At 46.1% G+C, this 20,741-nt stretch carries 17 protein-coding genes; 13 read left to right on the top strand and 4 right to left on the bottom strand.

Annotated elements, in window-relative coordinates; translation table 11 throughout:
* Nucleotides 1-32: 32 nt before the first annotated feature.
* Complete coding sequence (locus tag JNG37_RS03100; protein WP_158455862.1) at nucleotides 33-872, top strand: metallophosphoesterase; 840 nt, start codon at nucleotides 33-35, stop codon at nucleotides 870-872.
* A 207-nt stretch (nucleotides 873-1,079) separates the two neighbouring features.
* Here the strand turns inward: JNG37_RS03100 and rpmG are convergent, their stop codons facing one another.
* Nucleotides 1,080-1,229 carry a 50S ribosomal protein L33 gene (rpmG, locus tag JNG37_RS03095; protein WP_002262412.1) on the bottom strand — a complete coding sequence of 50 codons (150 nt, stop codon included), beginning with the start codon at nucleotides 1,227-1,229 and terminating at the stop codon, nucleotides 1,080-1,082.
* Nucleotides 1,230-1,244: 15 nt separating this feature from the next.
* Nucleotides 1,245-1,427 (bottom strand): 50S ribosomal protein L32, encoded by a 183-nt coding sequence (gene rpmF / locus JNG37_RS03090; RefSeq protein ID WP_002937589.1) that lies wholly within the window; start codon nucleotides 1,425-1,427, stop codon nucleotides 1,245-1,247.
* A 282-nt stretch (nucleotides 1,428-1,709) separates the two neighbouring features.
* Between rpmF and JNG37_RS03085 the strand changes: the two genes are divergently transcribed.
* The 9 genes from JNG37_RS03085 (at nucleotide 1,710) to fni (ending at nucleotide 14,362) form a co-directional block, all read left to right on the top strand.
* A complete protein-coding gene (locus JNG37_RS03085) occupies nucleotides 1,710-2,411 on the top strand; it encodes a hypothetical protein (RefSeq protein WP_158455860.1) in 702 nt (233 codons plus the stop codon).
* Nucleotides 2,412-2,524: 113 nt separating this feature from the next.
* Nucleotides 2,525-3,808 carry a histidine--tRNA ligase gene (gene hisS, locus JNG37_RS03080; protein WP_158455858.1) on the top strand — a complete coding sequence of 428 codons (1,284 nt, stop codon included), beginning with the start codon at nucleotides 2,525-2,527 and terminating at the stop codon, nucleotides 3,806-3,808.
* A 319-nt stretch (nucleotides 3,809-4,127) separates the two neighbouring features.
* Nucleotides 4,128-6,779: a bifunctional acetaldehyde-CoA/alcohol dehydrogenase gene (gene adhE / locus JNG37_RS03075; RefSeq protein WP_158455856.1), complete on the top strand. Its 2,652-nt coding sequence runs from the start codon at nucleotides 4,128-4,130 to the stop codon at nucleotides 6,777-6,779.
* Between the two features lie 548 nt (nucleotides 6,780-7,327).
* The gene (gene thrC / locus JNG37_RS03070) at nucleotides 7,328-8,812 is read left to right on the top strand and encodes a threonine synthase (RefSeq protein WP_158455854.1); all 1,485 of its coding nucleotides are present in this window, start codon (nucleotides 7,328-7,330) and stop codon (nucleotides 8,810-8,812) included.
* A 40-nt stretch (nucleotides 8,813-8,852) separates the two neighbouring features.
* Complete coding sequence (locus JNG37_RS03065) at nucleotides 8,853-10,121, top strand: MATE family efflux transporter (protein WP_158455852.1); 1,269 nt, start codon at nucleotides 8,853-8,855, stop codon at nucleotides 10,119-10,121.
* A gap of 98 nt (nucleotides 10,122-10,219) precedes the next feature.
* The gene (gene mvk / locus JNG37_RS03060; RefSeq protein WP_158455850.1) at nucleotides 10,220-11,146 is read left to right on the top strand and encodes a mevalonate kinase; all 927 of its coding nucleotides are present in this window, start codon (nucleotides 10,220-10,222) and stop codon (nucleotides 11,144-11,146) included.
* A gap of 1 nt (nucleotide 11,147) precedes the next feature.
* Entirely contained in the window at nucleotides 11,148-12,185 is a 1,038-nt protein-coding gene (mvaD, locus tag JNG37_RS03055) for a diphosphomevalonate decarboxylase (protein ID WP_158455848.1), read from the top strand.
* Nucleotides 12,175-13,293 (top strand): phosphomevalonate kinase, encoded by a 1,119-nt coding sequence (locus JNG37_RS03050; RefSeq protein ID WP_158455846.1) that lies wholly within the window; start codon nucleotides 12,175-12,177, stop codon nucleotides 13,291-13,293. Before mvaD ends, JNG37_RS03050 begins: the two co-directional genes overlap by 11 nt.
* Nucleotides 13,265-14,362, top strand: coding sequence for a type 2 isopentenyl-diphosphate Delta-isomerase (gene fni, locus JNG37_RS03045; protein WP_158455844.1), 1,098 nt, complete (start codon nucleotides 13,265-13,267; stop codon nucleotides 14,360-14,362). The genes JNG37_RS03050 and fni overlap by 29 nt, the downstream gene beginning before the upstream one ends.
* 252 nt (nucleotides 14,363-14,614) lie before the next feature.
* Here the strand turns inward: fni and JNG37_RS03040 are convergent, their stop codons facing one another.
* Both JNG37_RS03040 and JNG37_RS03035 read right to left on the bottom strand, forming a co-directional pair.
* Nucleotides 14,615-16,363 carry an ABC transporter ATP-binding protein gene (locus JNG37_RS03040; protein WP_158456090.1) on the bottom strand — a complete coding sequence of 583 codons (1,749 nt, stop codon included), beginning with the start codon at nucleotides 16,361-16,363 and terminating at the stop codon, nucleotides 14,615-14,617.
* Nucleotides 16,353-18,095 (bottom strand): ABC transporter ATP-binding protein, encoded by a 1,743-nt coding sequence (locus JNG37_RS03035; protein ID WP_158455841.1) that lies wholly within the window; start codon nucleotides 18,093-18,095, stop codon nucleotides 16,353-16,355. Before JNG37_RS03035 ends, JNG37_RS03040 begins: the two co-directional genes overlap by 11 nt.
* Nucleotides 18,096-18,349: 254 nt before the next feature.
* On the opposite strand from JNG37_RS03035, the gene JNG37_RS03030 reads away from it, so the two are divergent.
* The 3 genes from JNG37_RS03030 to JNG37_RS03020 all read left to right on the top strand — a co-directional run bounded on the left by JNG37_RS03030 (nucleotide 18,350) and on the right by JNG37_RS03020 (nucleotide 20,734).
* Nucleotides 18,350-18,616: an ACT domain-containing protein gene (locus JNG37_RS03030; protein ID WP_029173833.1), complete on the top strand. Its 267-nt coding sequence runs from the start codon at nucleotides 18,350-18,352 to the stop codon at nucleotides 18,614-18,616.
* Between the two features lie 11 nt (nucleotides 18,617-18,627).
* Nucleotides 18,628-19,965: a PFL family protein gene (locus JNG37_RS03025; RefSeq protein ID WP_044761801.1), complete on the top strand. Its 1,338-nt coding sequence runs from the start codon at nucleotides 18,628-18,630 to the stop codon at nucleotides 19,963-19,965.
* Between the two features lie 73 nt (nucleotides 19,966-20,038).
* On the top strand, nucleotides 20,039-20,734 hold the full coding sequence (locus JNG37_RS03020; RefSeq protein ID WP_158455839.1) for a histidine phosphatase family protein: 696 nt from the start codon (nucleotides 20,039-20,041) through the stop codon (nucleotides 20,732-20,734).
* Nucleotides 20,735-20,741: the final 7 nt, after the last annotated feature.

Raw genomic sequence — 20,741 nt, 5'->3', positions numbered from 1 at the left:
CGTTACAGAAATTTGGTAAAATAGTTCATATAATGAAAAAACTAAAAAATAGTAAGCCACGATGGTTTATTCTTATTTGTATCCTTGTTTTTCTTGCTTTAGGTTTTGACAGTCGGCTTCAGGTAACTCATTACAGGCTTGTTAGTCACAAAATATCTCAGCCAATCAGACTTGCTCTAATTACTGATTTACACTCATCAAATTACGGTAAAAACCAGATACAAATCTTGGAAGTATTAGAGAAAGAAAGCCCAGATATCATTTTATTAGGTGGAGATATTTTTGATGATGAACTTTCGGACAGAAAAACACTAGAATTGTTGAGCGGGCTAAGTAAATTTAATCATACTTACTATGTGTCAGGTAATCATGAAATATGGAGTAATCGATATGAACAGATGCTAGAACATCTGCGACAACAGAATGTAGCCATATTATCTGGAAATACTAGTAGAGTTGATATAAGGGGGCAGTCAATCACTATTTCAGGCATTGACGATCCTGAATATTTTCAAAAGTATGATACTAGTGTGAATTTGCTAGACCAACTTGAAGACATAAAAGGGAAGCAAATAAGTACCGATTTTCAAATTTTACTAGCGCACCGCCCAGAACTAGTTGATACGTATCAAAAGTATGGATTTGATTTAGTATTATCAGGTCATGCGCATGGAGGACAATGGAGAGTACCATATTTGGTTAATGGTGTATTTGCGCCGAATCAAGGATTTTTTCCGAAATATGCAGGTGGTTTATATGAATTTGGAAACTCGTATTTTATTGTAAGCAGGGGTCTGGCCAAAGAATCTACACGAGTACCAAGATTTTTTAATCGCCCAGAAATTATCGTTGTAGATCTTGTTAATCAGTAACTTTGCTCTTTCCCAATCACTCAAAAACCCCACTGACTTTCATTAGCCAGTGGGGTTTATTACTTATCCGAATCAAAATCTTATTTCAAAAAAGGTAGTGAAAAAGGTAGTGATTCGACTGATTTGTACTGCAATGTAATGAAAGTTCATCTTTCAAAAATCGCATTAAATCAAGGTTTCTACCGTCTATTGACGTGTAGTGAATCCCTATTTCACCTCAGTAAAAATCACGTGCTTACGCAATTTTGGTGAGTATTTTTTCAATTGAAGACGGTCTGGAGTGTTACGTTTGTTTTTTGAAGTAAGGTACAAACGCTCACCAGATTCTTTGTGTTCAAGTGTAATATTTACGCGCATGGTATCTCCCTTCTATTATTCAGCTGAAGCAGCCTTAGCGATTTTACGTCCTTTGTAGTATCCTTTCAAAGATACACGGTGTGAACGTGAGTAATCTCCAGTAGTTTCATCAAATTTCACAGTTGGAGCTGCTACTTTATAGTGAGTACGACGTTTGTTTTTCTTCGCTTTTGAAGTGCGACGTGCAGGTACTGCCATTTCTTTCTTCCTCCATTAAATGTCAGGGCTAAGCCCCTTTTAAATCTAAAATAGTGCGTATGACTTTCGTCAACTTTAACAGTATAACAAAAGTTTTTTGTAAAGTAAAGTTACTTGACAGATTTTTTTTAAAATTTTATTCACCAAATTTTATTGCTAAATTCCCACCTAAAGAAATTTTGCTATAATGTTCAAAAAGTCACAAAATTCACTTGACAGCATATATATATATATAATGGTTATAGGACGAGTTCCAATTATTCAAGTATGAAGGAGAAATGTATGAAAACAGTTGGAAAGTTTTTTGCGAAAAAGTTGGCTAGCCTCTTGGTCTTGTTGCTGGTTTTAGGGGTAGGGATTTTCTGGTTTAGAAATAGTATTCTAGCATTGTTCCAAGGAACCCACAAGGTTCAATATGAGTTTGTCATTAAGAAGTTTGAAGCGGAAAGCAAGCTGGTTGTAGCAGGTGCCGAGGTGGATACGACTGCCAACCAGACCTTTGAGAACAATCAATTAAAAGATTGGCCAGACTGGACTGAGCCTATTACCAAGCTCTTTGTTGGACGTGAAATGTCTGTTGATATTCCTGTGCAGACTGAGTTCAAGTTGGTCTTGGAAGGGATTGGCCAGTCAGATGTTCAGATTCAAAACAATACCTTAACCTTCAAGAAACCTGTTCTTGTCGAAGTTGATTCTCAGCAACATGGAGCAATCAAAATCAGCAACAATAGCAATGGTCTTATAGATAAGGCAGTGGATGCTTTCACTTCTGGACAAAAGGCTCAGGAATTTCTAAATGATAAATCCCAAGAAGCCATTTACAAGACAAGTGAGGAAGTGTTGAATGATGCGGAACGCCAAGAAAAAGTAGCGGCCTTTGCAGAAACAGCCTTAGAAAACCTCCTCAATCTCAATTCAGAAGAAAAACTTGAAGTTGAGATCGAAGTGGCCGACTTGAATTTCCAGATTGTAGACAAGAAATAGCTTTTTAAACAAGGTCGTGTCAGTAGGCACGGCTTTTTGTCTGCTCTGCCATTTCCAAAAAAGCCCAAAATATGATAAAATAAAGGACAAGATTTAGAGAAATGAGAAATTCCATGAAACTACAAAAACCTAAAGGAACACAGGATTTACTACCGCAGGATTCTGCCAAATGGCAGTATGTGGAAAACTTTACCCGCAGCATTTTTAAACAGTACAATTATGCTGAGATTCGCACACCAATCTTCGAGCATTACGAGGTGATCAGCCGTTCGGTTGGCGATACGACAGACATTGTGACCAAGGAGATGTACGATTTCTATGACAAGGGAGAGCGTCATATCACCCTCCGTCCAGAAGGTACGGCACCGGTTGTTCGTTCTTATGTAGAAAATAAGCTCTTTGCTCCAGAAGTGCAAAAACCAGCTAAATTCTACTATATGGGCCCTATGTTCCGCTATGAGCGTCCGCAGGCAGGTCGTTTGCGTCAGTTCCACCAGATTGGTGTCGAGTGCTTCGGCTCCAGCAATCCAGCGACAGATGTGGAAACCATTGCCATGGCCTACCACTTCTTTGAGGAGTTGGGGATTCAAAATATCCGCCTCCACCTCAACAGTCTGGGCAATCCAGAGAGCCGTGCTGCTTACCGTCAGGCCCTGATTGACTACCTGACACCGCTCAAGGACCAGCTTTCCAAGGATAGCCAGCGCCGTCTAGAAGAAAACCCCTTGCGTGTGTTGGATTCCAAGGAAAAAGAAGACAAGGTTGCAGTGGAAAATGCACCGTCCATCTTGGACTATCTGGATGAAGAAAGTACTGCCCACTTTGAAGCGGTTAAGACTATGTTGGATAGCTTAGGCATTGCTTATGTGATTGACACCAACATGGTGCGTGGTTTGGACTACTATAATCATACTATTTTCGAGTTTATGACCGAGGTAGGCGGTAATGACCTGACCATCTGTGCCGGCGGTCGTTATGATGGTTTGGTGACCTACTTTGGCGGACCTGAAACACCAGCTTTTGGCTTTGGCATGGGGATTGAGCGCCTCATCCTAGTCCTTGAAAAGCAAGGCATCGAGCTCCCTCTCGACACCCAGCTAGATGTCTACATCGCAGTTTTAGGTCAGGAGGCCAATGGCGGAGCGCTTGAGTTGGTTCAAGCCATCCGCAAGCAAGGCTTCCGAGCAGAGCGAGATTACCTTGACCGCAAGCTCAAAGCCCAGTTTAAGTCAGCAGATGTCTTTGGCGCTAAGGCCATCATTGCCCTGGGTGGTAGTGAAATCGAATCTGGACAGGTTGTGGTGAAAAATAACCAGACAAGAAGTCAAGTTGAAACAAGTTTAGAGACACTCAAAACAGATTTCGCAAGTATTTTAGAAGCATTGGAGAAGCAGTAGCCTAAGGCGCTGCTTTTTTCTGTTCGAAAAACAGATTGAAAAGACAGAGTGGATTTGATATACTGATAGTAAGCGCTATCATTTTTGAGATTTCAAAAAAGTCTTGTGAAATCCAAGAATTCAGCAAAATCTCTTTCACAAACTAGGACTGGAAACCCTAAAACAAAAGGAATCTTGCGGAAAATTTCACAAGCAACTGGAAAAATTTGTGAAATTTTTAACAAACTCTTTACAAATCCAAGAAGATGGTGTAGAATATATTTGTGAAAAAGTTAACAAATGAAGTTGACTAGAAAAAGAACATTTTGGAGGAATCCCAATGGCTGATAAAAAAGTAGTATCACCAGAAGAAAAACTAGCTGAAGCTCGCACTCACGTTGATGAGTTGGTGCAAAAAGGTCTCGTTGCTCTCGAAGAGTTCCGTCTTCTTGATCAAGAACAAGTTGACTACATCGTTGCGAAAGCGTCAGTAGCTGCCTTGGATCAACACGGTGTCTTGGCCATGCATGCCCATGAAGAAACTGGCCGTGGCGTCTTTGAAGATAAGGCGACTAAAAACCTCTTCGCCTGCGAACACGTTGTTAACAACATGCGCGGTGTGAAAACTGTTGGCGTGATTGAAGACGACGAAGTAACTGGTTTGACCTTAATTGCAGAGCCAGTTGGGGTTATCTGTGGGGTTACTCCAACAACCAACCCAACTTCAACAGCCATCTTCAAATCATTGATCGCTCTTAAAACACGTAACCCAATCGTCTTTGCCTTCCACCCATCTGCACAAGAATCATCAGCACACGCAGCCCGCGTTGTCTATGAAGCAGCTGTAGCAGCAGGTGCACCTGAAAACTGTATCCAATGGATTACAAAACCATCTATGGAAGCAACTTCAGAGTTGATGAAGCACGATGGTATCGCAACAATTCTTGCGACAGGTGGTAACGCAATGGTGCGTGCAGCTTACTCTTGCGGCAAACCAGCCCTTGGGGTAGGTGCAGGTAACGTACCAGCTTATGTGGAAAAATCAGCAAACATCCGTCAAGCAGCTCATGATATTGTTATGTCTAAGTCATTTGACAATGGTATGGTCTGCGCATCTGAGCAAGCTGTTATTGTGGACAAGGACATCTATGATGAATTTGTAGAAGAATTCAAGTCTTACCACACTTACTTTGTGAATAAGAAAGAAAAAGCCCTTCTGGAAGAATTCTGCTTCGGCGTGAAAGCTAACAGCAAAAACTGTGCAGAAGGTAAATTGAATGCTGACATCGTTGGTAAACCGGCAGCATGGATTGCGGAACAAGCTGGCTTCAAAGTACCAGAAGGTACCAACATCTTGGCGGCAGAAGTAGCCGAAATCGGTGAAAAAGAGCCTTTGACACGTGAAAAATTGTCACCAGTTATCGCTGTCTTGAAAGTAGAAGGCCGTGAAGAAGGTCTGGAAGCAGCACGTCAAATGGTTGAATTCCACGGTCTTGGACACTCAGCTGCTATCCACACAGCTGACGAAGATTTGGCTAAAGAATTCGGTACACGTGTGAAAGCTATCCGTGTTATCTGGAACTCACCATCAACCTTCGGTGGGATCGGTGACGTTTACAACGCCTTCCTTCCATCTCTTACTTTGGGATGTGGTTCTTACGGACGCAACTCAGTGAGTGACAACGTAAGTGCCCTTAACTTGCTCAACATCAAGAAAGTAGGAAGACGGAGAAATAATATGCAATGGTTTAAAGTTCCATCAAAAATTTACTTTGAACGTGACTCCATTCAATACTTGCAAGTAATGGCAAATGTTGAGAAAGTCATGATCGTAGCCGATGAAGTCGTTGTGAAACTTGGATTTGTTCAACGTGTAATTGAACAATTGCAACTTCGCTCAAACAAAGTGATGTACACCGTCTTCTCAGATATTGAACCAGATCCAGACATCACAACAGTCGAACGCGGTGCAGAAGCAATGAAAGCCTTCAAACCAGACACAATCATTGCAATCGGTGGTGGTTCTGTAATGGATGCTGCGAAAATCATGTGGCTCTTCTACGAGCAACCACAAGTGGACTTCCGTGACCTTGTTCAAAAATTCATGGACATCCGCAAACGCGCTTTCAAATTCCCAGAATTGGGTGAAAAAGCAAAATATGTTGGCATCCCAACTACATCTGGTACTGGTTCAGAAGTTACGCCATTTGCTGTTATTTCTGATAAGAAAAACAACCGTAAATACCCACTTGCTGACTACTCATTGACACCAACCATTGCCATCGTTGACCCAGCATTTGTTATGAGTGTGCCAGACTTTGTAGCAGCAGATACAGGTATGGACGTCTTGACTCACGCGACAGAAGCTTACGTTTCTACTGTTGCCAACGACTACACAGACGGTTTGGCGCTTCAAGCTATCAAGTTAGTCTTTGAAAACCTTGAAAAATCTGTAAAAGAAGCAGATTGGGAATCTCGTGAGAAAATGCATAACGCATCTACAATGGCAGGTATGGCCTTTGCCAACGCCTTCCTGGGTATTTCTCACTCAATGGCCCACAAACTTGGTGGACGTTTCCACACTGTTCACGGTCGTACCAACGCTATCTTGCTTCCATACGTCATCCGTTACAACGGTACTCGTCCAGCTAAGACCGCTACATGGCCTAAGTACAACTACTACCGTGCAGATGAGAAGTATCAAGATATCGCGAAAATGCTTGGACTCCCAGCTTCAACGCCAGAAGAAGGTGTAGCATCTTACGCGAAAGCAGTCTATGAACTCGGTGAACGCTTGGGTATCAAGATGAACTTGAAAGACCAAGGTGTTGACGAGAAAGAACTCAAAGCACACTCTCGTGAATTGGCCCTTCTTGCTTATGAAGACCAATGTACACCTGCTAACCCTCGCCTCGCAATGGTTGACCATATGCAAGAAATCATCGAAGATGCTTACTATGGTTACAAAGAGCGTCCAGGTCGTATCAAATAATTTAGGCAGTCAAAAAAATCTCCTTCAATGAAGGAGATTTTTTTATGCTGACTCTTGCGGGCTAAGTTGAATGGTAAGAAAAGCTGGTTGTTGAGGATCTAAGCTATCAAAGATAGAAAGGTTCCATAGGTTGATTTTGAGAGCGCCTGCTTCTAACTGATAGCCAACAGGATATTGAACCAACCAGCCACCAAGTCCATTTGTCCCGGCGATCAGGGCAGTGTGATCGCCTTGGTATTGATCTAGGATAATGGCGGAATCAGATCAGAGTTGGCTTTGGTCGATTCGTGCGGAAAATGTTTCTGTCTGTTCAGGGTTATGGTTGTAACGAACACTTGTTTCAACACCGCCATCAGCTGCGATGGTGACTTGAATAAAGTTTGCTTGCTCGCTTTTTCCAACCCAGGTACCGACAAAGGTAAAAATGTTTTAAATTTGTAAAAAATAAAGCATTTTTTTGAATGAGGTAAAGGGTTTTTGATTATATCTTGGGAATTTTCTGTCAATTTATGTTAGAATAGAAAAAATAGATTTTTACGGGGAATATTATGACACTAGTTTATCAATCAACACGCGATGCTAAAAATACTGTATCGGCTAGTCAAGCGATTTTACAGGGCTTGGCGACCGACGGTGGTTTGTTTACACCGATTTCGATTCCTGCAGTTGATCTGGATTTTTCTGTTCTCAAAGACGCTTCTTATCAAGAAGTTGCCAAGTTGATTTTATCGGCTTTCTTGGACGATTTCACGGCAGACGAGCTGGACTACTGTATCAACAATGCCTACGACAGCAAGTTTGACACGCCAGTTATTGCCCCAGTTGTCAAGCTAAAAGGTCAGTACAACTTGGAGCTCTTCCGTGGCTCAACCATTGCCTTCAAGGACATGGCTCTGTCCATCCTCCCTTACTTGATGACGACGGCGGCTAAAAAGCACGGTTTGGAAAACGAGATTGTCATCTTGACTGCGACATCAGGCGACACGGGCAAGGCGGCTATGGCTGGTTTTGCGGACGTTCCTGGCACGCAAATTATCGTTTTCTACCCACGCGACGGGGTGTCTAAGGTCCAGGAATTGCAGATGACCACGCAAACAGGGGCTAATACCCACGTGGTGGCCATTGACGGAAACTTTGACGATGCCCAGACCAACGTCAAGCATATGTTCAACGATGAGGCTCTTCGTGCCAAGTTGGCGGCTAAGAAACTCCAGTTTTCATCTGCCAACTCCATGAACATCGGCCGCTTGGTACCCCAGATTGTTTATTATGTCTATGCCTACGCTCAGCTGGTTAAGACTGGTGAGATTGCGGCGGGTGACAAGGTCAACTTCACCGTTCCGACAGGCAACTTCGGCAACATCTTGGCGGCTTACTACGCTAAGCAGATCGGTCTGCCAGTTGGCAAGCTCATCTGTGCGTCCAACGACAACAATGTCCTAACCGACTTCTTCTCGACTGGTGTTTACGACAAGAACCGCACTTTCCGCGTGACAACCAGTCCGTCCATGGACATCTTGGTGTCTTCTAACTTGGAGCGGTTGATTTTCCACCTCTTTGGCAATGACGCTGCAAAAACAGCTGAGTTGATGGAAGCCTTGAACACAGTTGGTCAGTATGATATTCAAGGGGCTGACGCGGATATCCTCTCTCTCTTTGCTGCCGCCTTTGCGACAGAAGAAGAAACTGCTGCGGAAATCAAGCGTGTCTATGACGAGTCAGACTACATTGAAGATCCACATACGGCTGTTGCCTCAGCGGTCTATAAACAGTATGTGGAGCAGACAGGTGACCAAACTCCGACAGTGATCGCTTCTACAGCAAGTCCTTACAAGTTCCCAGTAGTTGCGGTTGAAGCGGTGACAGGCCAGTCAGGCTTGACTGACTTCGAAGCCCTTGCCAAATTGCATGAGATTTCAGGTGTAGCCCTACCACCAGCTGTGGACGGCTTGGAAACGGCACCTGTCCGCCACAATACCGTCGTTGCAGCTGCAGATATGCAGGCTGAAGTAGAACGTTATTTGGGTGTTTAATAGAAATGAGGGGCGAAAGCCCCTTTTGAATTGGAGAAAGATGAAAGAAACTTACAAAGACTTGTTAAAAATCGCTCTACCAGCTATGGCGGAAAATATGCTTCAAATGGTTATGGGTATGGTGGACTCTTATTTGGTGGCCTTTCTGGGCTTGGTCGCCCTGTCAGGTGTGTCAGTTGCCAGCAATATCATGGCTATCTATCAGGCGATTTTCATTGCCTTGGCGGCTGCGGTGGCCTCGCTTTTAGCCCAGGCTGTCGGTCAAGGTGACCAAGAGAAAATCAGTAGGGCAGCTGGAGAGGCCTTGAAGTTGACGGTCTTGCTGAGTGGCATCTTGGGCTTGTTGTCTATTTTGTTCGGCCAGAGCTTGCTTGGTTTGCTGGGGACAGAGCCTGCGGTGGCTCAAGCTGGTGGGCTTTACTTAGCCATAGTCGGTGGAGGTATTGTATTCCTTGGGCTCATGACCAGTTTGGGTGCTATCTTGCGGGCGACGGGTCGGACACAGTTACCTATGCATATCAGCCTTTTGTCTAATTTTCTCAATGCAGTTCTATCTGCCCTTGCGGTATTTGTCATGGACTGGGGGATTGCAGGGGTGGCAATCGGCACCGTTTTGTCTCGCTTGATTGCTTGCCTCATCCTCTGGCGATCCTTGGGGATTTCCCTACCGCCCCTAACACTTCACTTGGACCGCAAACTTATGGCTTTAGCCCTGCCTGCGACGGGCGAGCGGCTCATGATGCGGGCAGGAGATGTGGTGGTCGTGGGCTTGATTACAGGCTTGGGGACGGCGGTTTTGGCGGGCAATGCCATAGGTGAAACCCTGACCCAGTTCAACTATATGCCGGCTTTGGGGCTGGCAACGGCGACGGTCATTCTAACGGCCAAGGCCCAAGGGCAGAGCGAAAAAATCGATGCCGTCCGTAAAGCTAGTCTGGTCCTGAGCCTGATTTTCATGTACGGTGTGGCGGTGACCGTTTATCTCTTGGGGCCGCACTTGATTGGCCTCTATACGCAGGACGCGGTAGCCAGTCAGGCCAGTATGCTAGTTTTGACTTTTTCTTTGATTGGTGTGCCTTTTACGGCAGGGACCCTGATTTACACGGCTCTCTGGCAGGGCTTGGGCAATGCCAAACTGCCCTTTTATGCCACCAGTATTGGCATGTGGTGTGTGCGGATTTTAGTTGCTTACCTCCTGCTTACCTTTACAGAAGTTGGTTTTGCGGCCATTTGGATTGGGACAGTATTGGACAATATCTTTCGTGCAGGTCTTCTGGCTAGGTCTTATAGAAGAAAAAATAAACGATAATTGAAAAACCAGTACGCTCTGCACTGGTTTTTTTCATAGAGAAAAAGAATAAATATCTGGAAAATGGTATAATAGAATGATTGCAAAAGGAGAGAAAAATGGAAGCAGTAGGAAAATCAACTGGAAAAATCATTTTGATGGGAGAGCATGCGGTTGTTTACGGACAAGCAGCCATTGCCATGCCCTTTTCTGCTGTTGAAATCACGGCCACCGTTCGAACCGAGGGTCAGGCCTTAGCAGTGACATGTGAGTTTTATCAAGGTTTGGTCCACCAGATGCCTAAGATATGGGAGAGTCTCAAGCATGCCATTCGCTTTTCCCTTTACCGTATTGGTGCACCGACCGATCCCGCTATTCATATCACCATCACATCCACCATTCCAGCAGAGCGGGGCATGGGGTCCAGTGCAGCGGTGGCTGTTGCGGTGGCAAGAGCCCTCTTTGCCTACTACCAAAAAGACCTGAGCGACAGCGAGCTATGGGACATCGTCCAGTCATCTGAGAAGATTGCACATGGAAATCCTTCAGGCATTGATGCGGCGACGACCAGTGGCACCACCCCTATCTATTTCAAAAAAGACCAGCCTATCCAGCCCCTGGCCCTACACTTGGATGCCTTTTTGGTGGTGGCAGATACAGGCAAGACAGGCAACACTTTGGAAGCCATCGCGGATTTAGCGGCCCTACTTAGGGAAAAACCAGAGGTGTATGACCATATTCGAGCTTTGGGAGAGTTGACAGAGGGTGCTCGAGAAGACTTGGCTTTTAACAGGGCAGAGCTTCTAGGGCAAAAGATGAGCCAAGCCCATTGCCATCTGAAAGAATTAGGGGTGTCAGACCCTAGCCTGGACCAGTTGGTTGAGCAGGCCATGAACAAGGGAGCCTTGGGAGCCAAACTAACGGGTGGTGGCAGGGGTGGTTGCATGATTGCCTTAGCCAAAACAGAAGAAGTGGCCCAGCATCTGGAAGCAGTTCTTTCTCAAGCTGGAGCCCGACAAACATGGATACAATACTTAGGAGAATAAGATGACACAATCAGTCGGCATTGCGCGTGCCCATACCAATATTGCTCTGATTAAATACTGGGGCAAGCGGGACAAGGAGCTCTTCCTCCCAATGAATTCCAGTCTATCCTTGACTTTGGATGCCTTTTATACCGATACAAAGGTGGTTTTTGATACAGCTTTTACAGAAGATCGGTTTATTTTAAATGGTCTCGAACAGGATGAGAAAGAAATTCGAAAAATTTCGCGTTTTTTGGATTTGTTTCGCGAATATATAGGTGAAGATCGTTTTGCGGTGGTTGAGAGTCTCAACTTCGTTCCAACAGCAGCTGGTTTGGCCAGTTCGGCTTCTGCCTTTGCGGCGCTAGCTTTGGCGACAGCCACGGCCTTGAAAATAGACTTGTCTCGTCAGGCTCTCTCGACCTTTGCTCGCCGGGGGTCAGGGTCTAGTACTCGGAGTTTGTTCGGAGGCTTTGTTGAGTGGGATATGGGGACTTGTTCCGAGGATTCGCTTGCTCGTCCGATTGATGAGGCGGACTGGGATATCGGTATGCTCGTCATTGCAGTTGATAAAGCCAAGAAAAAAGTGGCTAGTCGAGAGGGGATGGACCTGACGGTGGCGACTTCTCCTTTCTATCAGGCTTGGGTAGAGACTGCAGCCCAGGATTTAGTAGCGATCAAGGAAGCCATCGCTGAGCGAGATTTCGAGAAATTGGGTCAGTTGACCGAGCACAATGGGATGAAGATGCATGCGACAACCCTGTCTGCCAACCCACCTTTTACCTATTGGTCTGCAGCGAGTGTGCGGGCTCAGGAAGCTGTGCGACAGGTGCGGGAGGAATCAGGTCTTGCTGCCTACATGACCATGGATGCAGGTCCTAATGTAAAAGTGCTCTGTCGTGCCAGTCAGATGGAAGAATTGAAGAGAGAGCTGAGTGTCTTGTTGCCTGAGTTTCAGTTGATTGAAAGTTTGCCTGGCCAGGGAGCTAGCCAGTTGACAGAAGAAGAGTGGGAGCAGTCTCACAGTCGCTTCCAGAAAGAGGTTGGCTATGAAGGTTGAGGTCGCTGTTCCTGGAAAACTATTCATAGCGGGAGAATATGCCATTGTACAGCCAGGGCAACTGGCGCTCGTAGCGGGTGTCAATCGTTTTTTGACGGTTGGTCTGGAACCTGTTTTGGAGGGGCAAGAAGGAACCATCTGGTCCGAGCAAGATCCTGAAACTGTGTTGACCTGGCGACTGGAAGAGGGGCAAGTTTGGGTGTCCCAGCCAGAAGTCTATCCTTTGATAACAACTGCCTTGCAACTGGTCCTTGACTATGGTCGAGCAATTGGTTGCCAGCTTTCTAGTCCTTTTCATTTGAAGATTACTTCTGACTTGGATGATAGAAAGACAAGTCGGAAGTATGGTCTAGGCTCCTCGGGTGCCCTGACCGTAGGACTTGTTAGGGCGTTATTGCGTTATTTCAAACTAGAAGAGAAGGATTTGCTTGTTTTTAAGTTGGCTGCCTTGGTACAGACCAGATTGGAAATGAAAGGGTCCTTTGGGGATTTGGCAGCTTCCAGTTTTGCAGGCTTGGTTGCTTATCAGTCTGTGGATCGGTCTTGGTTGACTGAAGAAGCGAGTCGGCAAAGTCTTCATTCGTTACTGGAATCCGACTGGAAGGATTTGGACATCCAGCGATTAGAATTGCCGGCAGATGTGCAGTTTATGGTGGCATGGACTGGGACAGTTGCCTCGACAGATGCTTCCTTGGACCGTGTCCAAAAAGCAAGTGGGCAGTGGTCACAAGCTGGATATGATGGTTTCTTACGAGATAGTTTAGCCTGTGTAAAAGGCTTGATTCATGCCTGTAAATCGGATGATCGCTCTGCCTTTTTGCAAGGAATTCGTGAGAATCGTCGCCTCTTAAAGGAGGCTTCAGCTGGCCTTGGAGTCGAGATCGAGACTCTTTCTCTAAAAACTCTGATTGACAGAGCAGAGGAAGTTGGCGCTGTGGCCAAGACATCAGGAGCAGGTGGTGGTGATTGTGGGATTGCATTTGCTGACTCTGTGACCATTGCGAACGAAGTCAAAAAAAATTGGTTGGCAGCGGGCTTATTGCCGCTGGATATAGAAATGTGTGAGGTAAACAAGCGTGATGATGCATCAGCAAGAATTTGGGAGTGATCGAAAGGATCAACATGTTGGACTGGCTAGTCTCCAATACAAAGAAGAGTCGCCGAGTGATTTGACAGAGACACGCTTTGTTCACCAGTCTTTGCCGGAGTTGTCTCTGGATCAGGTGGATGTGAGGACCTGTTTTGCAGGTTTTGAACTAGCCCATCCTTTTTACATCAATGCCATGACAGGTGGGAGCGTTAAGACCGGAGAAATCAATCGTTCCTTGGGTATTTTGGCGCATTATACTGGTGTTCCGATTGCGGCTGGCTCCTTGAGTGCGGCTATGAAGGATCCGAATGTATTGGATACTTTTTCGGTCTTGCGCAAGGAAAATCCCAAGGGGTTAATTTTTGCCAACCTAGGTGCTCACCATGGTTTGGATAATGCCAAGCGAGCAGTTGCTGCCTTGGAGGCTAATGCTTTGCAAATCCATGTCAATGCTCCTCAAGAGATTGTAATGCCAGAAGGTGATCGGGATTTTTCCATGTGGTTGAAAAATATCGAAACCTTGGTGAGGGAATTAGAGGTGCCTGTGATTGTCAAGGAAGTCGGTTTTGGTATGAGTCGGGAGACCATTTCACAGCTGCTGTCTGTCGGTGTCAAAACGATTGATATTTCTGGGACTGGTGGCACAGATTTTGCCAAGATTGAAAATGCAAGGCGCAGTCAGAATAAACTGGATTTTCTGGAGGGGTGGGGACAATCTACCTTGGTATCTACGCTGGAAGCTCTTGAAGCAAGAGGACAGAAGGAATTGTCGATTTTGGCATCAGGAGGTGTCAAAACCTCTCTTGATATCGTCAAACTCTTGGCGGTTGGTGCCGATGCTGTTGGGATGTCAAACCGCATTCTCCAATTGGTGAAAGATGGAGATGGTGAACATCTTCAAGCTGCCTGCCTGGAGCTGGACAAGATGAAGGAAGAAATTCGGGCCATTGTTGGTATGCTTGGCGCCAAAAATCTGACTGAACTACGCACTAAAGATCTGATTTTGGCTCCAAAGGTCCAAAACTGGTGTGAGGCACGTGGGATTGACTGGAAAGCCTATGCCAATCGGTCACGAGGGTTGAAATAAACTGAATAGGTATGACAGTGACCTATTACAAGAAACAGCAGGGGTTGCAATAGAAAGCAGTCAGCGATCAATAGAGGTGCTGAAAAGTCTACACACGAAAAAAGAGGCTGGGCAAAAACTAAAAAAATTCCCCTCTGATAAAAATTTTAACAATCAAAAACAGCTTAGAATCAACGTTTCTGACAACGTAACTCTAAGCTGTTTTTTATTTTTAAGACTTTCTGTCCAGCCTCTTTTGTCAGGAAGTTGATTCTAGGTCGCTGCCAATTGGCCTGCTTGTAACTGGTACATACGGTGGTAGTGCCCCTTGAGGGACAGGAGTTGTTCGTGATTTCCAGACTCGATAATTTTTCCCTTGTCCAAGACATAGATACAGTCGGCATCTTGAATGGTGGATAAGCGGTGGGCGATAGCAATGGTTGTCCGCCCTTTTCGCATTTTTTCCAGAGAAGTCTGTACTGTCTGCTCAGTCTCAGAATCGATATTGGCAGTCGCCTCATCTAAGATGAGAATCTTGGGCTTGCTAGCCATGGTGCGTGCAAAGGCCAGCAGTTGCCGTTGACCTGTCGAAAAAGCACTACCCCGCTCGGTGACAAGGTGATTGTATGTGTCGGGAAGTTTCTCGATAAAGGGAGCAGCATCCACAAAGCGAGCTGCTTCCTCAATATCCTCTTGAGAAATCTCCTGATACATCTGGATATTGGAAGCAATGGTTCCGTGAAAGAGGAAGGGATCTTGCAGGACCAAGCCAATAGCTGACCGCAATTCCTCTTGTGAAAAACTGCGGATATCCTGACCGTCGATCAGAATCCGCCCAGATTGGAACTCATAGAAACGCATAAAGACATTGATGATAGAGGATTTTCCAGACCCAGTGGCACCTACAAAGGCAATGGTCTGCCCCTGTCTCACTTCAAAGGAAACCTTGTCCAGAATCTGTCGCTTACCGTCATAGGAAAAGCAAACATCCTCAAAGACAATATGCCCCTTGCCAATCTTGGCCCCTCGGTCAACCTGTAGCGGCTCCTCTATGGTCTGGTCCATGAGCGTAAAAACTCGTCCGGCAGACACCATAGAGGTTTGGAGGGTGGAAAAATGCTGCGTGACATCCAGTAAGGGATCGAAAAGCCGATTGACATACTGGATGAAAGCGTAGATAAGACCAGCAGAAATTCCAGCTTGTGACCAATCCAAACCAAAGTAGGTCATGAGAAGAGCATATGCCAAAATCTTAACAAGTGACAGAGCAGGGCGGAGAAAGAGACTGTCCAAGGCCATGGAACGACTGGCATAGTCCAGATGTTCCTGGTTGATAACCTCAAACTCTTCCTTCAACCTCTCTTCCTGAGAAAAAGCCTGGATAATCCGAATTCCCTCGATACTCTCTGCCAGTTTGCTGTTGATTGCACTCAACAGACTTCTGGTCTTGGCAACAATGGGAGCTGACCGCTTCCGATACTGATTGACCAGGACGAAAATCACGGGCAGGAAGAGGACAATCAGACTGGTTAATTTCCAATCTAAGGCAAACATGGTCGAAAGCGTGGTAATGATAATAAAGAGAGCGGAGATAAAACTGGATAAAATTCCCGAAAACATCTCTGAAATGCTCTCGGTATCGTTGGTAATCCGAGAGACGATAGAACCACTAGGGGTTTGGTCAAAGTAAGCCATTCCCAGCTTTTCCATTCTCCCAAAAGCATCCCGTCGAATGTCTCTGACAATGCTATAGGAAACCTTGGCAAACCAGAGATTTCCAAAATACTGGAGTAACATTTGAAGCAGGTAGAGAGCAAAGTAGGCGGCTAGAATAGCCACAGCTGTTTCAGAAATTGAAGAAGTATAGTGGTCGATAAAGAAAGAAGCCAGAAGGGGGATCAAACTACGAACAAGAGTTGTCAGCAACAAAAAGCTGAGGGCAAGGATTGTCAGCAGCCGATAGGGCTTCAGATAGGACAGGAGTCGCCAGAAAACACTGGTTTGTTTGGTCTTAGTCACGATCGCTTTTCTCACTTTCTAACTGCTGCATCATATAGGTATCGTAATACCAGCCTTTTTCATCCAATAGGTCTTGGTGACGACCTCGTTCTACGATTTTCCCGTCTTCAAGGACCAAAATCAAATCCGCATGGACAATGGCTGACAGACGGTGGGCGGTGATAATGGTCGTCTTGCCCAGCCGTTCTTGCTTAATGGTTTCAAGAATAGCATGTTCTGTCTTTGCATCCACTGCCGAGAGCGAATCATCCAAGAGTAGAATATCTGGATTGAGAATCATAGCACGAGCCATAGCCAACCGTTGCTTTTGTCCACCAGACAGGGAAATGCCCTTTTCACCAACCATGGTGTCAAATCGATCTGGCATATCCTGAATATCCTCATAGACATGGACAGCCCGAGCAGCCTGCTCCACCTGTTCTAGAGACAGATCTGGATTGCCAAAGCGGATATTTTCAGCAACGCTGGTCGCAAAAAGGAACTGGTCTTGGGGAACATAGCCCATCAACTGCCGTAGGTCAGCGAGCTTGTAGTTCTTGATATTTTCCTGATTGAGCAAGATCTGCCCCGAGGTCACATCGTATTCACGCATCAGGAGCTTGAGCAGGCTGGTCTTCCCAGATCCTGTTGGCCCCACCAGACCGATTGTCTGTCCCTGCTCGATGCAAAAGGCAATGTCTTGCAGAACTGGCAGGTTATCATAGGCAAACTCGGAAATTTCATAAACAATCTGCCCATTGCTGGGTGCAGGTAGCGGTTGGTCTGTTTCAACCACCTCTGAGGAAATAGTGAGGAGGCTCTGGATACGATTGTAGGACACGTCACCACGCTGGCTCATATTGACCAAGAAACCGATTGCCATGAGAGGCCAGACCAGGAGGTCTAAGTAGGTCATGAAGGTAACTAATTGTCCAAGACTGACCAGACCTTGCGAGATGAATCGGGAGCCGACCAGCAAGGTTAGCAGGTAGGACAGGCCGATGAAGAAGAGGACAGCAGGGTTGAATAGGGCATCGTACCGCATGGTTTTGATATTCTGCAAGAAGGCAGCTTGATTGACCGCCTGAAAGGCAGCTGTTTCTTGCTCTTGGTAGCCGAAGGATTTGGTGACTTTGATACCTGAAACAGCTTCCTGGACCTTGTTGTTGAGTTCTGAAAAGGCGGCCTGTGAAGCCTTGAAATTTTCATGGGTTCGACGGCCTAAAAAGTTAGTAGTCAGCGTCATGAAGGGCAGGGGCAAGATTGCTACCAGGGTCATCTGCCAGGAAATGCTCAAACTCATCGTAATTAAGGTAACCAAGGCTGTGACCGTTGCATCGACAAAGGACATGACACCACCACCAGCTAGTCGGGTTAAGGCATTGATATCATTGGTCGCATGGGCCATTAGGTCCCCAGTCCTGTGCTGTTGGAAAAAGGAAGGAGATAGGTGCATGAAGTGGTCAAACAGGCGAGCCCTCATGATTTTGCCCAGTCGATAGGAGGTCGCTAGGATATTCATCCGCCAGACATAGCGGAGACCGTACATAGCAAAGGCTGACAAGACCAGTCCTCCGATGCCAAGAAAGAGCTGGATATCCGTCAACTTGCCACTGGCAATCTGATCGATCAACTGCCCCATGATAAAAGCTGGAAATAAGTTGAGCACGCTGACTAGACAAAGGGATAGAATACCAATCAGGTAGGCCTTCTTTTCCAGGAAGAAGAACCACCATAATTGCTTGATGATTTTCATAGATGTCCTTTCTGAACAAAAGAAAGGTTGGCAGCTTGTTACCACCAACATTAGTAAAATTCCTCGACACTAGTGTATCATAGACTGGTAGAAATAGAAAGTTTGTTACTTCAAACAGTAGTCAAACATGGCTGTGACTTGCAAGAAGAACAAGTAAACGATAAATACGTATAATAGGGGTAGAAACTAGACGATTTCTACCTTTTTCTGCATATTTATGATAAAATAAATGAAAATTTAGAAGAGGTGTTCAGATGAAAGCTATTGTTACAGTTGTCGGTAAGGACAAGTCAGGAATCGTTGCAGGTGTTGCGACCAAGATTGCGGAATTGGGTTTGAATATTGATGATATTTCTCAGACAGTTTTGGATGAGTATTTTACCATGATGGCGGTGGTGTCATCAGATGAGAAGAAAGATTTCACGCAACTTCGTGCAGAACTAGAAGCTTACGGTCAGGCTTTGAACGTGAAAATCAACATTCAAAGTGCGGCGATTTTTGATGCTATGCACAACTTGTAAGGAGAGCAATCATGGACATTAGACAGGTTAGAGAAACCATTGAGATGATTGAGGAGCAGCACTTTGACATTCGGACCATTACCATGGGGATTTCCCTTTTGGACTGTATTGACTCGGACATCGATAAGGCTGCTGAGAAAGTTTACACCAAAATTGTGACCAAGGCCAAGAACTTGGTAGCGGTCGGTGATGAGATTGCGGCGGAGCTGGGGATTCCCATTGTTAACAAGCGTGTGTCGGTAACGCCTATTGCTTTGATTGGTGCAGCGACGGATGCCACGGATTATCTTCCCTTGGCTCATGCCTTGGACAAGGCGGCTCATGAGATCGGCATCGATTTTATCGGAGGTTTTTCAGCTCTCGTTCAAAAGGGCTACCAAAAAGGGGATGAAATCCTCATCAACTCTATACCGCAGGCATTGGCCCAAACGACAAAAGTCTGCTCGTCAGTCAACATCGGCTCGACCAAGACGGGTATCAACATGACGGCTGTGCGGGACATGGGGCGGATCATCAAGGAAACGGCGGAGGCTTCTGATATGGGTGCGGCCAAGCTGGTGGTCTTTGCCAATGCGGTCGAGGACAATCCTTTCATGGCGGGTGCCTTCCATGGTGTCGGCGAGGCGGATGTGGTTATCAATGTCGGCGTGTCTGGGCCTGGTGTGGTCAAGCGTGCCCTTGAAAAAGTGCGTGGCGAGAGCTTTGATGTGGTGGCGGAAACTGTCAAAAAGACGGCCTTCAAGATTACCCGTATCGGTCAGTTGGTCGGCAATATGGCCAGCGAACGCCTGGGTGTTAAGTTCGGTATCGTGGACCTGTCCCTTGCTCCGACGCCAGCTGTTGGCGACTCAGTGGCTCGGGTCTTGGAGGAAATGGGCTTAGAAACCGTAGGTACGCACGGAACGACTGCTGCCCTAGCTTTGCTCAATGACGCAGTGAAAAAGGGTGGTGTCATGGCCTGCAACCAAGTCGGCGGTTTATCAGGTGCCTTTATCCCTGTGTCTGAGGACGAGGGCATGATTGCGGCGGTGCAAAATGGCTCGCTCAACCTTGAAAAATTGGAAGCTATGACGGCTATCTGTTCAGTTGGTTTAGACATGATTGCCATTCCAGAAACAACGCCTGCTGAAACTATCGCGGCTATGATTGCGGATGAGGCAGCGATTGGAGTTATCAACCAGAAAACCACTGCGGTTCGTATCATTCCGCTTGGAAAAGAAGGGGACATGATTGAATTCGGTGGGCTTTTGGGAACAGCTCCTGTTATGAAGGTCAATCAGGCTTCGTCTGCTGACTTTATCAACCGTGGCGGACAAATTCCAGCACCGATTCATAGCTTTAAGAACTAAAAACGTAAACCGATTGCGACAAGCGGTCGGTTTTTTGCTATACTTAATAGTAAGAAAAGACAAGGAGAATGCTATGGCAGACGTAAGATTATATATTTCTCGACATGGGAAAACCATGTTTAATACCATCGGGCGCGTGCAGGGCTGGTGTGATACACCGCTGACCAAGGCTGGTGAGGAAGGGATTCGTGAACTGGGCTTGGGGCTCAAGGATGCGGACCTTGATTTTAAACTAGCCGTATCCAGTGACCTGGGACGGACCGTTCAGACCATGACCATCGCCCAGCGTGAGTTGGGAATTTTAGGAAAAATCCCATATTACCAAGATAAGCGTATCCGTGAATGGTGCTTTGGTAGTTTCGAAGGTATGTATGATGCCGAGCTTTTCCAAGGTGTCCTGCCTCGTTTGAAAGGGACAGTTGATGCAACAGGCATGTCCTTTGCGGAAATCGCAGCAGGTATCCAAGAAGCAGACACCGCTGGCTGGGCGGAATCATGGGAAGTTTTGAGCAATCGTATCCTGACAGGGTTTGAGGCTATCGCCCAAGACTTGGAAAAGCAGGGCGGTGGCAATGCCCTTGTGGTCAGTCATGGTATGACCATTGCAACCCTGGCCCATCTGTTGGAGCCAGAGCGTGGTGCCAATGTCTTCCTCGATAATGGCTCAATCACCGTCCTCAAATACGAAAATGGCAAGCTCCTAATTGAAGCTGTTGGCGACCTATCCTACCGCAAACGTGGGGCAGAATTGATTGCCCAAGGGAAATAAGAATCAA

The organism is Streptococcus suis (assembly GCF_016775005.1).
GTDB classification, from domain to species: Bacteria; Bacillota; Bacilli; order Lactobacillales; family Streptococcaceae; genus Streptococcus; species Streptococcus suivaginalis.
The sequence above is the reverse complement of the archived record's forward strand: the minus strand, read 5'-3'. Positions and strand labels throughout refer to the sequence as shown.

What these genes read in the sequence shown, in the direction of transcription:
- fni (WP_158455844.1), top strand. Translation starts at nt 13,265, where the DNA reads ATGATGCATCAGCAAGAATTTGGGAGTGATCGAAAGGATCAACATGTT.
- JNG37_RS03085 (WP_158455860.1), top strand. Translation starts at nt 1,710, where the DNA reads ATGAAAACAGTTGGAAAGTTTTTTGCGAAAAAGTTGGCTAGCCTCTTG.
- rpmF (WP_002937589.1), bottom strand. Translation starts at nt 1,427, where the DNA reads ATGGCAGTACCTGCACGTCGCACTTCAAAAGCGAAGAAAAACAAACGT.
- rpmG (WP_002262412.1), bottom strand. Translation starts at nt 1,229, where the DNA reads ATGCGCGTAAATATTACACTTGAACACAAAGAATCTGGTGAGCGTTTG.
- adhE (WP_158455856.1), top strand. Translation starts at nt 4,128, where the DNA reads ATGGCTGATAAAAAAGTAGTATCACCAGAAGAAAAACTAGCTGAAGCT.
- hisS (WP_158455858.1), top strand. Translation starts at nt 2,525, where the DNA reads ATGAAACTACAAAAACCTAAAGGAACACAGGATTTACTACCGCAGGAT.
- JNG37_RS03035 (WP_158455841.1), bottom strand. Translation starts at nt 18,095, where the DNA reads ATGAAAATCATCAAGCAATTATGGTGGTTCTTCTTCCTGGAAAAGAAG.
- JNG37_RS03020 (WP_158455839.1), top strand. Translation starts at nt 20,039, where the DNA reads ATGGCAGACGTAAGATTATATATTTCTCGACATGGGAAAACCATGTTT.
- mvk (WP_158455850.1), top strand. Translation starts at nt 10,220, where the DNA reads ATGGAAGCAGTAGGAAAATCAACTGGAAAAATCATTTTGATGGGAGAG.
- JNG37_RS03100 (WP_158455862.1), top strand. Translation starts at nt 33, where the DNA reads ATGAAAAAACTAAAAAATAGTAAGCCACGATGGTTTATTCTTATTTGT.
- JNG37_RS03065 (WP_158455852.1), top strand. Translation starts at nt 8,853, where the DNA reads ATGAAAGAAACTTACAAAGACTTGTTAAAAATCGCTCTACCAGCTATG.
- JNG37_RS03025 (WP_044761801.1), top strand. Translation starts at nt 18,628, where the DNA reads ATGGACATTAGACAGGTTAGAGAAACCATTGAGATGATTGAGGAGCAG.
- mvaD (WP_158455848.1), top strand. Translation starts at nt 11,148, where the DNA reads ATGACACAATCAGTCGGCATTGCGCGTGCCCATACCAATATTGCTCTG.
- JNG37_RS03030 (WP_029173833.1), top strand. Translation starts at nt 18,350, where the DNA reads ATGAAAGCTATTGTTACAGTTGTCGGTAAGGACAAGTCAGGAATCGTT.
- JNG37_RS03050 (WP_158455846.1), top strand. Translation starts at nt 12,175, where the DNA reads ATGAAGGTTGAGGTCGCTGTTCCTGGAAAACTATTCATAGCGGGAGAA.
- thrC (WP_158455854.1), top strand. Translation starts at nt 7,328, where the DNA reads ATGACACTAGTTTATCAATCAACACGCGATGCTAAAAATACTGTATCG.